An 11,407-nucleotide genomic window follows, 5' to 3' on the forward strand; every position below is an offset into this window, starting at 1 on the left:
CAGCCGGATGACGGTCCTCAGTAGTAGTAGGGGAAGTCGCTCCAGTCGGGATCGCGCTTCTCGAGGAAGGCGTTGCGGCCCTCGACGGCCTCGTCGGTCATGTACGCCAATCGGGTCGTCTCGCCGGCGAACACCTGCTGGCCGACCAGTCCGTCGTCGATGGCGTTGAAGGCGAATTTCAGCATCCGCTGCGCGGTCGGGCTCTTGCCGCAGATGATCCGGCCCCACTCCAGGCCGACGGCCTCCAGGTCGGCGTGCGGGACGACCTTGTTGACCATGCCCATCCGGTAGCCCTCCTCGGCATCGTAGGTCTGGCCGAGGAAGAAGATCTCCCGGGCGAACTTCTGCCCGACCTGGCGGGCCAGGTACGCCGAGCCGAATCCGGCGTCGAAGGAACCGACATCGGCGTCGGTCTGCTTGAAGCGGGCATGTTCGGCACTGGCCAGGGTCAGGTCGCAGACGACGTGCAGGCTGTGACCGCCACCGGCGGCCCAGCCGCCGACCAGGGCGATCACCACCTTGGGCATGAATCGGATCAGCCGCTGCACTTCGAGGATGTGCAACCGCCCGAGCTGTGTCCGATTCCCAGGGCCGGGGTCGGCTTCCTCGGCGGTCTCCCCCTCGGCGTACTGATAGCCGGCGCGGCCGCGGATCCGCTGGTCGCCGCCGCTGCAGAAGGCCCAGCCGCCGTCCTTGGGTGACGGCCCGTTGCCCGTCAGCAGGATCGCGCCGACGTCAGAGGAGGTCCGGGCATGGTCGAGCGCGGTGTAGAGCTCGTCGACCGTGTGCGGCCGGAAGGCATTGCGGACCTCGGGCCGGTCGAATGCGATCCGCACCACCGGCGCGTCGACGGCGCGGTGATAGGTGATGTCGGTGAATTTGAAGCCGGGCACCAGCTGCCACAACTCCGGCCGGAACGGGTTCTCGACATTGCTCTCGGTCACGTGTTGACTCTAGAGGCCTATTGCAGGTCGAATTCGTTGCCCTCGGGATCGAGCATCGCGATCCAGTGACCACTCGGGTCCTCGATCTCCCGCAGCAGTGTGGCGCCGAGCCCGACCAGACGCTCGGCCTCGCCGTGCATCCGGTCCTTGCCGACATTAATGTCGAGGTGCAGCCGGTTCTTGATCGATTTTTCCTCCGGCACCGTATGGAAGAGGATCCGCGGTCCTCCGCCACGGATCGCCTCGAAGCCCGTGAAAGACAGCACGCCGTCCGGGCGCCGGAAAGTCTGCTCTGCCGGCACCACACCCTTCCTCACCAGGTCCTCGACAAAGGCGGTGTTGTCCTCCAGCTCGTAGCCGAGGGCCGCGATCCAGAAATCCGCGATTATGTGAGCGTCCCGGGCGTCGACCTGCAACTGCCCAGTCCTGCGACCCCCGCCCCGTACCCGTCGGTGTCGTATCCGTCGTATCCGTCGTATCCGTCGTATCCGTCGTATCCGTCGCGTCGGTCATGATCCCTGCCTTCCCGTGTCAGCTGCTGACAGGAGGCTGCCACCGCCCCCGGACAGTGCCCCAGAATGAACCCATGGCAGAGTTCCGCATCGTCGGCTTGCAGATCCAGACCCGGCCGCTGAAGCCGGGACGGGCGCCGTACCGCGAATACCGGCCGGAAGGCCTGCAGCGCGTCGACCGGCTGCTGGTCTCCGAGCGCGGTAACCATGGCGAATGGAGCGACGACTCCGGCGACCATTCGGCGATCGACGTCCACCACCAGGACCATCCGCAGTCCCGGGACCGTAAGGGCCGCGGCGGCATCTCGGTCCTGGGGACCGGTGACTACTTCAGGCTGCGTGAGCAGTACGGCCCGCATCTGGTCGACGGTGTCGCCGGCGAGTCGGTACTCGTCGATGCCCGCGACGGACTGGCCGGAGCCGCCTTTCCCGCCGACTTCTCGATTCGTACGGCTTCGGGTGTGATCGACTTCCGCCTCGGCCGGGTGGCCGACCCGTGTGTGGAATTCTCCCGTTTCTGCCTGCGCGAAGGCGCCTCGGCGGAGGTGAGTGACGCCGTCCGGAAGGCGCTGATCGATCTCGACGACGGCCATCGCGGCTACCGCGCCGCAGCCACCGGCTCCGGAGTGATCAGCATCGGCGACACCCTTCTGCTCCCCGGCCTCTAACCCCGCCGCGGGGTCACAAAGTCCTTCACGTGCGCGGCGTGTCGCGGCGGCGCCGTCACCAAACTCGGCGACACGCCGCACAGATTGAGGAATAAGTGACTCCTCGGCGGGTCAGTCGAGGCGGCCGACCGAGGTAACGCGTACCACCGGCACGCCCTCGACGTCGCTGGCATCAAGATCGACAACGGCCGAGAAGCCCCAATCGTGATCACCCTCGGGATCATCGAAGATCTGCCGGATCCTCCACTCCCGCCCTCCGACAGGCTCAGGGTTCTGGTCCATGATCAACATTGCGGGCCCGCGAGCATCGGGTCCGAGCAGGATCTCGTCGTGGTCGTCGTAATAGGGGTCGAGCGCGTCGGCCCAGGCGTCGGCATCCCAGCCGGCAGTGGCGTCCAACTCCCCCAGAGCTTCCCACGCGTCCCGGGCGGCCAGCTCGACCCGGCGGAACAGCGCGTTGCGGACCAGCACCCGGAAGGCCCGCGGGTTGCGGGTCACCGGCGGCGGAGCAAGATCGACTTCGACCGCCCCGGTGTGTGCCTGCTCGGGATGGGCCAGCAACTCCCACTCCTCCAACAGGCTCGAGTCGGTCTGCCGAACGAGTTCGCCGAGCCAGTCGATCAGGTCCAGCACCTCTTCGGTCTTCGCCTCGTCGGGAACCGTCTGCCGCAACGCCTTGTAGGCGTCGGTGAGATAACGCAGCACCATGCCCTCGGACCGGGCCAGTTGGTAGGAGGACACGAATTCGGTGAAGTTCATCGCCTGCTCCGCCATCTCCCGCACCACCGACTTCGGTGACACCGGGGTGTCGGCCAGCCACGGATGGGTCTGCAGATAGGTCGCGAACGCCGGCTCCAGCAGGTCGAGCAACGGACGCTGATACGTCACGTCCTCCAACTGCTCCATCCGCTCCTCATACTCCAGGCCGTCGGCCTTCATCTGCCGTACGGCCTCACCGCGGGCCCGGTCGCGCTGGCTCATCAGGATCGGGCGCGGGTCCTCAAGGGTCGCCTCGACGACCGACACCAGGTCCAGCGCGTAGCTGGGCGACTCCGGGTCCAGCAGGTCGAGCGCGGCCAGTGCGAAGGCCGACAGCGGTTGGTTCAGCGCGAAATCGTCCTGCAACTCAACCGTCAGCCGGGCCTGGCGGCCAAGATCATCGGGCTCGTCCAGCTGTTCCACGATGCCCGCCCGCCGCAGCCCGCGATAGATCGCCAGTGCCCGCCGGATGTGCCGGCGCTGCCGGATCGGCGGTTCGTCGTTGGTGGTCAGCAGGTGCTTCATGGCCGCCATGCAGTCACCCGGGCGGTTGATCACATTGAGCACCATCGCGTTGCTGACCGCGAAGCTGGACTCCAGCGGCTCCGGCTGTGCCTCGACCAGGCGGTCGAAGGTCGGCCGACCGTAGCCGACGGTACCCGGCGGCGGCTTCTTCTTCACGACCTTGCGCCGCTTCTTCGGATCGTCGCCCGCCTTGGCCAGGGCCTTCTCGTTGGCGACCACATGATCAGGCGCCTGCACCACGACCATGCCCACAGTGTCGTAACCGGCCCGGCCGGCCCGGCCGGCGATCTGATGGAACTCGCGTGCGGTCAGCAGCCGCGGCCGGACGCCGTCGTACTTGCTCAACGCGGTGAACAGCACCGTACGGATCGGCACGTTGATACCCACCCCCAGGGTGTCGGTGCCGCAGATGATCTTCAGCAGACCTGCCTGGGCCAGCCGCTCGACCAACCGCCGGTAGCGCGGCAGCATCCCGGCGTGGTGCACGCCGACGCCGTTGCGGACCAGTCGTGACAGCGTACGGCCGAAGCCCGCGGAGAAGCGGAAGCCTCCGATCAGCTCCGCGATCTTGTCCTTCTCGTCGCGATCGGCGATCTTGAGGCTGACCAGCCCCTGCGCCTGTTCGATCGCGGCAGCCCGGCTGAAATGCACGACGTAGATCGGTGCCTGGTGGGTCTGCAGCCGTTCGGTGATCGTTTCGTGCAGCGGTGTCGTCACATATTCGTAGATCAACGGGACCGGGCGCTCCGTCGATTCGATCACCGCAGTCGGACGCCCTGTCCGATGGATGAGATCGTCACGGAACTTCGTGACATCACCGAGCGTTGCCGACATCAGAAGGAATTGTGCCTGTGGAAGTTCGATCAAGGGCACCTGCCAGGCCCACCCCCGATCCGGATCGGCGTAGAAATGGAATTCGTCCATGATCACCGCGGCGATGTCGGCCGCCGATCCATCCCGGAGCGCGATGTTGGCCAGAATCTCTGCGGTGCAACAGATGATCGGTGCCTGTGGATTCACCGCGGCATCACCGGTCATCATGCCGACCTGGTCGGTGCCGAAGATCTCTGTCGCAGCAAAGAATTTCTCACTGACCAGAGCCTTGATCGGCGCCGTGTAGTAGACCCGCCCGGCGCCGGCACGCCGGTGCGCCAGCGCTGCGAACTGGCAGGCAGTCGCCACCAGGCTCTTTCCGGAGCCGGTCGGCGTGGCCATGATCACATTCGAGCCGGTCAGCAATTCGATCATCGCTTCAGACTGGGTCGGATACGGCGCGGTGCCACGTCGGCTCGCCCATCCGGTGAAGATCTCGTACAGCGCATCGGGATCGGCGACCGGTGGCAGCAGGTCAGTGAGTGTCATCTCGCCCAACGGTTCGTAGGAATTCTCTGTCTGCAGTGTGCCTGTCCGCACTGTGAATGGCGATGGAGGAGAGAATATTGCAACCTCGTTGCGCTTCGGATTTGGCCGAATGTTGAGCGAAAGTCGCGCCGCTACCAATGGGTACATTGGCCCCTCGCGTCACCGTTGACGACAAGGGTAAGGAGAGCTTATGCAGGAAGGCCGTGAACGCAACTCGTCCGCAGAGGGCGACCTGCGGACGCTGTGTTCGACGCTGCATCTCGACGCACCGGTCGTCCGACGTTTCGTCGGCGACTACCTCCGGCTGCTGCAATTCCGCCTGGACCGGATCGAGCGGGACCTGGCCGGCGGCGACATTCCCGCGGTCGTTGTCGGACTGCTGAGTCTCGGCACGTCCAGTTCGATGCTGGGCGCCACCGGCGTCGTCGAAGCCGCCGACGACCTGCGACTGCACGCCTCCTCCGGCGATCTGTCGGCCATCGACGCCGGCCGCGCCAGCCTGGTCGCCCAGGTGCGGTGTGCCGAGGCCCGGCTGACCCGCATCCTCAACAGTCCCGAGTCGGAGGGGGTCGGCGCAGTCGTCCGACCGTAGCCGGGCCGCGAGCCCGATCAGGGCGCCAGCCGGTAGCCGACGCCACGGACGGTCTGCACGAACCGGGGCTTGCCGACCGGATCGCCCAACTTGCGCCGCAGATTGGCCAGATGCACCTCGACCGCACGGCGGTCGTTGTCGCTGATGTAGCCGCCGGTCCCGCTGTCGCCGCGCAGCTCCAGCACCAGCTCGTTCTTGGTAATCACCCGGCGGCGACGCTCCAGGATGGCCAACATCAGGTCGAATTCGCTGCGGGTCAGCTCGACGGGCTCGCCGTCGAGCTCGCTCAGCCGCATCTGCGGATGCATCCGCAGGCCGTTGTGGGCCAGCCAGCCGGAACCCTCGCCACCGGCCTCCTCGGTCACTTCACCGTCGGCCTGTGCAGAAGAAGCTTCGGCACCGAGCGGGTTGCTGGGCGAGCGACGCATCCTGCGCAGCATCGCCTCCACCCGGGCCCGCAGCTCCCGCGGCCGGAACGGCTTGGTCACGTAGTCGTCGGCGCCGGCATCCAGGCCCATCAGGGTGTCGATCTCGTCGGTTCGCGCAGACAACATGATCACGTAGGTCGAACTGAATTCGCGGATCCGCCGGGCAACCTCGAAACCGTCGATCCCCGGCAGGCTGATGTCCAGTGTCGTCAGGATCGGGTCGTGTTCCCGGACAGCCTCGATCCCCTCGACCCCGGTGGTCGCCTGAAACGACACGAAACCGGCCTCCGCCAGCACAGCGGCCAGCAGATTGCCGATGTCAGCGTCATCCTCGATGATGACGGCTACCCGACGTTCATCCCCGTCTACCATGCACCTCACCGTACCTGGATCTGTTCCAAACAAAACAATCCGCGCCTGACACCGGCAGCGGATGACACCTTGCCTATCGGCTTCCCGATCGACCGACCATTGGACACTGATCAGCCCCATCGGACACCGCTAACCTGTCTCGCCAGGACCGTACAGGTATCTGTGGCCGGGCACACAACGGCCGCACGAGAGGAACATCGATGTTCAAGGTTGGATTCAGCACCCTCGGCTGCCCGGATTACGGCGTCCACCAGGTGGCCGAACTGGCGCGGGACAGCGGCTACGACGGGGTCGAGCTCAGATTCATCCGCGGCGTCGTCGACCTGGCAGGGCTCGAGGAGTTCTCACCGGCCCGGATTTCTGAGACCAGGAAGGTGTTCGACGACGCCGGTATCGCCGTGAACTGCATCGACACCAGCGTTCGGTTTACCTCCACCGACTCGGCCGAGCGGGCCGCCCAACGTGAGCTCGCCAAGATCAACTGTGAGATCGCCAACGGGCTCGGCGCCCGCTACCTGCGGGTATTCGGCGGACCGATCCCCAAGGGCTCCGAACCAGTCGATCATGCCGCACCGATCGCCGAGGGCCTGGGCGACGTCGCGGAGGAAACCTGGGCCCAGGGTGTGCAAACCCTGCTGGAAACCCATGACGATTTCAGCACATCCGACAAGGTGAGCTTGATCCTCGATCAGAGCAGCGATCGGCTCGGCGTCCTGTGGGACTTCCTGCACAGCTGGCGACACGGCGAGCCGATCGACCGCACCTATGCCAATCTGCGTGAGCGGATCCGCCAGGTGCACGCCAAGGACTCCAGCTTCGCCGACGCCGACGGCTTCGACCTGGTACTCACCGGCACCGGGATCGCTCCGCTGGGCGAACTCGCCGCGACCTTGATCACCGGTGGCTTCGACGGCTACGTCGACTTCGAGTGGGAGAAGGCCTGGCATCCCGAGATCGAGGAACCCGAGGTGGCGATCCCGCACTTCCGTACGGCCTTCGCCACGATCGTGGCGAAGCAGTGGGCCTGATCCGCGCAGGAATCAGGCCGCATTCTCCCCGCGGGCGGCGATCGACACCAGGTCCCGTCCCGGACCCTGACTCGGGTAACGCCCGGTCCGCCAGATTGCGGCCAGCGGCCGGAGCAGTTCGTGATCACGGACCCGTACAGCGGTCAGTCGGCCGAGTGCAAGATCATCGGCGACCGAAAGCCGGCTCAGCACGCCCGGCGCCAGCCCGCCACCGATGGCGGCCTTGATCGCGCCCTCGGTGCTCAGCTCGGCCGCCGGTTCGGCCTGCTCGGTGCCGGGAAGCCGATCGCCCAGGATCAACTCGAGCGAGCGCCGGGTGCCGGAGCCCGGCTCCCGGGTGACCAGCGGCGTCTTCGCCAACTGCTCCAAGGTCACCCCCGTACGCCGCCGCGCCCACGGATGACCCGGCGCGACGACCACGACCAGCTCGTCGTGCCCGACGACCCGGTGCTTGAGATCCTTCGGCAGCTCCGGTGTCTCGATGAAACCGACCACCGCCTTGTCGTTGCGGACGGCGTTGATCACCTTCTCGCTGTTGCCGGTGATCAGCTCCACATCAGTCGGCCGATCCCCGACCCGCACCTGCTGGCGATGCAGCTCGACCAGCCAGGTCGGCACCAGGTGCGCCGAGGTGGTCAGGCTCGCCGCGACCCGCATCCGGGCCGCACGCCGCTCATGCAGAGCGGCGATACCGAAGTCCATCCGCTCGGCCGCACCCAGCACGTCCTGGGCCCAGCCCGCAACGAGCCGGCCGGTCTGGGTCAGCTGGGAGCCGGTCGGGCTGCGGCGTACGAGCTCGGCCCCGATCTGGGCCTCCAGCGAGCGCATCCGCGAGGACGCGGCCTGCTGGGAATATCCCATCTCGCCCGCCGCTGCGGACAGGCTGCCGGCGCGGTCCACCGCACACAGCAACGACATGGCTGACAAATCCGGTACCCGACCACTCAGCACGGTGACTCCTCATTGATCATTCCGACCGCCGCGCGGCCCGATCTCCCCGACTGGCTTACAACTCCTAGTTGTGCCGGAACAAGACTAAGACCACTGCACTGAGACAACGCTTAGAGCAACACTGGCAGCGTGTTCGCACTGACCGACCGCCAGCGTCCGACCGCCCCGCCGCGGGGACGGCGACTTTTCACCGAGCTTGATCATCCGAGGTTGGCACTCAGCAACCTGACGCCGAACTGGTTCGCCGCAGTGATGGGAACGGGGATCGTCGCCAACTCCTCGGTGTTGTTGCCTCTCAGCATTCCGGGCGTGGCCGATATCGCGCTGGTGATCTGGATCTGGGCCGCGGTGCTGCTGTTCACATTGATCATCGCAACTGTCGCCCACTGGCTGCTGCACCCCGGCGTGGCACGCGGCCATCACACCCACCCGGTGTTCAGCCACTTCTACGGCGCGGTGCCGATGGCGTTCCTGACGGTCGGCTCCGGTGCGCTGGTCGTCGGCCGTCGGCTGATCGGCCTGCAGCCGGCGCTGGCCGTCGACACCGTGTTGTGGACCCTCGGCACCATCGGCGGTCTGGTCACCGCCTGCGCCATCCCGTACCTGCAATTCACCCGCGAACGGGCCGGCGCCGACCGGAGCGCCGCGCCACCGCAGGCGTTCGGTGGCTGGCTGATGCCGATCGTGCCGCCGATGGTGTCTGCGACCACCGGAGCGCAACTGCTGGGATACCTGCCGGCAGGTCAGGCCCGGCTCACCCTGTACATCTGCTGTGCGGCGATGTTCGGGCTGACCCTCTTCGCCTCACTGCCGGTGATCATGATGATCTGGTCGCGGCTGGCGCATCATGATCTCGGGCCGGCTGCGATGGTCCCAACTCTGTGGATCGTCCTCGGGCCGCTGGGACAGTCGATCACCGCCGCCGGGCTGCTCGGCTCCGAGGCCAAGCTGGTGGTGCCCGCCGACCTCGCCCGGGCGCTGTACGCCGCCGGCCTCGGCTACGGGATCCTCACTCTGGGCTTCGCACTCCTGTGGACCGGGATCGCCGCGGCGATCACGCTGCGCACGGCCCGACGCGGCCTTCCCTTCAGCCTGACCTGGTGGTCCTTCACCTTTCCGATCGGAACCTGTGTCACCGGGCTCAGCGGCCTGGCCACCCACACCGGCTCGGCGCTGCTCGTCGGGCTCGCGGTGATCTACTTCGCCGCGCTGGTGATCGCCTGGGCGACGGTCACGGTGCGGACCGTGCACGGGAGCATCATCCGCGGCACGCTGCTGGCCCCGGCCGGCTAGGCCCGGCACTGCGCCGGGTGATCATCAGTCGTGGTACGGGACACCGACGCGAAGCCGGAGGTCGGCACCCGGAGTCGGCCGATGTCCGAGCCGCTCATCCGCAGGGACAAGGCGAGCTTGTGCGGCACACCGCCCAGCTGGCGGGCGATCTCTGTCAGACCCTGGGAGTCAACCATCGCGGCATGGGCGATCGTGATGCCGAGCGGGTCCTCCACCGTACGGGCTGTCAGCTGCAGACCACCCTCGGCGTACGCGGCGTTGATCTTGTTCTTCCCGTGTCCCGAGATCGCGACGTACAGGTCCGGGACAGCATCACCGGGTGGGCCGGTGCGGCAGACTGACCCTCAGCTCACTCAGCCTTCGGGAACGGGCACCGGTTCGCGGCCGATCTCCGCAGCACCGGCGACTGGCTCCGGCTGCGCCGGCACCGCGCGGGTGACGAAGAGTGACAGCACGAATGCGCCGGCTGCGGCGATCGCCGCGGCCAGGAAGGCCAGGTGGAAGCCGCCCAACTGGGCCTGCAGCGCCGGCACGCCGGATCTGCCCAGCGCCCCGGCCCGCAACGCCAGCAGCGCGATCAGCAACGCGGTCCCGGCAGCCCCCGCCACCTGCTGCAGGGTCATCAACGTCGCACTGCCGTGGGAGTAGAGATGCGGCGGCAGCGGATTGAGCCCGTTGGTCATCGCCGGGGTCATCAACAGTCCCATTCCGGCGCCGATCATGATCGCGTACTGGATCGCCAGCAACCAGACGGGCGACTGCACGGTGGTGAAGGTCATCGTCACCAACATCACCGCCAGCAGCCCGGTGCCGGTCAGCATCAGCCCGCGCGGTCCGTAGCGGTCGTACAACCGGCCGGTGATCGGCGACAGGATCGCCATCAGCACACCGCCCGGCAGCAGCAGCAGCCCGGTGCTCAGGGTGTTGAGGCCGCGGACCTCCTGCAGGTAGAGCGGCAGCACCAGGATCATGCCGAACAGCGCCACCATCGCCAGCAGGGTGATGATCAGGCTCTTGCGGAAGGCCTGGTAGCCGAAGACGCGCAGGTCGAGCAGCGGATTGCCGCTGTGCTGCAGACGCTGCTGGCGGCCGGCGAAGACCAGCAGGAACACAATCCCGATCGCCAGCGAGACGATCCCGACGACCGGGACGTGCCCAGTGCCGGCCTGGCCGAACTGATTGAGGCCGTAGACGAACAGGCCGAAGGCCGGGATCGTGAGCGCCACCGACAGCAGGTCGATCCGGTGATGGTTCTCCTCGCCCACGTTGACCAGACCGATCGCGCCGATCACCAGGGCGATCAGAGCGATCGGCAGCACGATGAAGAACATGAAGCGCCAGGACAGGTACTGCAGGATCAGCCCGGAGATCGTCGGGCCGATCGCCGGCGCGACGGCGATCACGATGCTGACGGTGCCCATGAACGAACCGCGCCGGTTCGGCGGCACCAGGTTGAGCACGGTGGTCATCAGGAGCGGGATCATCACCGAGGTGCCGGATGCCTGCACGATCCGGGCGGCCAGCAGCATCGGGAAGCCGTTCGAGACTCCGGCCAGCAGGGTGCCGGTGCTGAACAGGCTCATCGCCAGGATGAACACCGTCCGGGTGGTCAGCCGCTGCAGGACGAAACCGGTGGTCGGAATCAGGACCGCCATGGTCAGCATGAAGGCAGTGGTCAGCCACTGCCCGGTGCCGGCGGAGATGTGCAGGTCGGTCATCAGCCGCGGCAGCGCAACGCTCATCACGGTCTCGTTGAAGATCACCACGAACGCGGCGATCAGCAGGATGCCGATCACGGTCCGGTCGCGGGCCGACATCGGCCCGTTGGCGGGTAGGGACAGTGTCTGTGGGTGTGTCACGGTCGGGAGACCTCTCTTGCTTCCGGTCCTCGCGGTTGGCCGGGTTCGCGGCTATCTGACTCTCGGTCTGACTCTTGGTCGATCCAGATGGCCCGATTTCGACATCCGTAGCGG

Annotated in this window: 11 protein-coding genes and 1 pseudogene; 4 read left to right on the forward strand and 8 right to left on the reverse strand. The window is 66.9% G+C overall.

Going from position 1 to position 11,407, the window contains the following annotated elements; translation table 11 throughout:
- Positions 1–17: 17 nt before the first annotated feature.
- Together IEY07_RS17995 and IEY07_RS18000 are read right to left on the reverse strand one after the other, a co-directional pair.
- A complete protein-coding gene (locus tag IEY07_RS17995; RefSeq protein ID WP_188896788.1) occupies positions 18–944 on the reverse strand; it encodes a 1,4-dihydroxy-2-naphthoyl-CoA synthase in 927 nt (308 codons plus the stop codon).
- Between the two features lie 17 nt (positions 945–961).
- The gene (locus IEY07_RS18000) at positions 962–1,360 is read right to left on the reverse strand and encodes a VOC family protein (protein ID WP_229670268.1); all 399 of its coding nucleotides are present in this window, start codon (positions 1,358–1,360) and stop codon (positions 962–964) included.
- 170 nt (positions 1,361–1,530) lie between these two features.
- On the opposite strand from IEY07_RS18000, the gene IEY07_RS18005 reads away from it, so the two are divergent.
- Entirely contained in the window at positions 1,531–2,124 is a 594-nt protein-coding gene (locus IEY07_RS18005) for a hypothetical protein (RefSeq protein ID WP_188896789.1), read from the forward strand.
- A 111-nt stretch (positions 2,125–2,235) separates the two neighbouring features.
- Here IEY07_RS18005 and IEY07_RS18010 read toward each other — a convergent pair whose 3' ends face one another.
- The gene (locus IEY07_RS18010; RefSeq protein ID WP_188896790.1) at positions 2,236–4,770 is read right to left on the reverse strand and encodes a DEAD/DEAH box helicase; all 2,535 of its coding nucleotides are present in this window, start codon (positions 4,768–4,770) and stop codon (positions 2,236–2,238) included.
- Positions 4,771–4,960: 190 nt separating this feature from the next.
- Here IEY07_RS18010 and IEY07_RS18015 point away from each other — a divergent pair, with 190 nt between their 5' ends.
- Positions 4,961–5,362 carry a hypothetical protein gene (locus IEY07_RS18015; RefSeq protein ID WP_188896791.1) on the forward strand — a complete coding sequence of 134 codons (402 nt, stop codon included), beginning with the start codon at positions 4,961–4,963 and terminating at the stop codon, positions 5,360–5,362.
- Positions 5,363–5,379: 17 nt separating this feature from the next.
- Here IEY07_RS18015 and IEY07_RS18020 read toward each other — a convergent pair whose 3' ends face one another.
- Positions 5,380–6,162 carry a response regulator transcription factor gene (locus IEY07_RS18020; RefSeq protein WP_188896792.1) on the reverse strand — a complete coding sequence of 261 codons (783 nt, stop codon included), beginning with the start codon at positions 6,160–6,162 and terminating at the stop codon, positions 5,380–5,382.
- Positions 6,163–6,362: 200 nt separating this feature from the next.
- On the opposite strand from IEY07_RS18020, the gene IEY07_RS18025 reads away from it, so the two are divergent.
- On the forward strand, positions 6,363–7,190 hold the full coding sequence (locus IEY07_RS18025; RefSeq protein WP_188896793.1) for a sugar phosphate isomerase/epimerase family protein: 828 nt from the start codon (positions 6,363–6,365) through the stop codon (positions 7,188–7,190).
- A 12-nt stretch (positions 7,191–7,202) separates the two neighbouring features.
- Here IEY07_RS18025 and IEY07_RS18030 read toward each other — a convergent pair whose 3' ends face one another.
- On the reverse strand, positions 7,203–8,108 hold the full coding sequence (locus tag IEY07_RS18030) for a LysR family transcriptional regulator (protein ID WP_188896794.1): 906 nt from the start codon (positions 8,106–8,108) through the stop codon (positions 7,203–7,205).
- A gap of 162 nt (positions 8,109–8,270) precedes the next feature.
- Here IEY07_RS18030 and IEY07_RS18035 point away from each other — a divergent pair, with 162 nt between their 5' ends.
- Complete coding sequence (locus IEY07_RS18035; RefSeq protein ID WP_229670270.1) at positions 8,271–9,434, forward strand: TDT family transporter; 1,164 nt, start codon at positions 8,271–8,273, stop codon at positions 9,432–9,434.
- On the opposite strand, the gene IEY07_RS24825 is transcribed toward IEY07_RS18035, so the two are convergent.
- The 3 genes and pseudogenes from IEY07_RS24825 to IEY07_RS18045 form a co-directional block, all read right to left on the reverse strand.
- Complete coding sequence (locus IEY07_RS24825) at positions 9,431–9,610, reverse strand: hypothetical protein (protein WP_373288883.1); 180 nt, start codon at positions 9,608–9,610, stop codon at positions 9,431–9,433. The two genes, IEY07_RS18035 and IEY07_RS24825, sit on opposite strands and share 4 nt — an antisense overlap.
- A gap of 6 nt (positions 9,611–9,616) precedes the next feature.
- Positions 9,617–9,733, reverse strand: a pseudogene (locus IEY07_RS24830) (LCP family glycopolymer transferase); the annotation flags it as partial.
- A gap of 54 nt (positions 9,734–9,787) precedes the next feature.
- Positions 9,788–11,293 (reverse strand): DHA2 family efflux MFS transporter permease subunit, encoded by a 1,506-nt coding sequence (locus IEY07_RS18045; RefSeq protein ID WP_229670272.1) that lies wholly within the window; start codon positions 11,291–11,293, stop codon positions 9,788–9,790.
- Positions 11,294–11,407: the final 114 nt, after the last annotated feature.

Source organism: Microlunatus endophyticus (genome assembly GCF_014646195.1).
Lineage (GTDB): Bacteria > Actinomycetota > Actinomycetes > Propionibacteriales > Propionibacteriaceae > Microlunatus > Microlunatus endophyticus.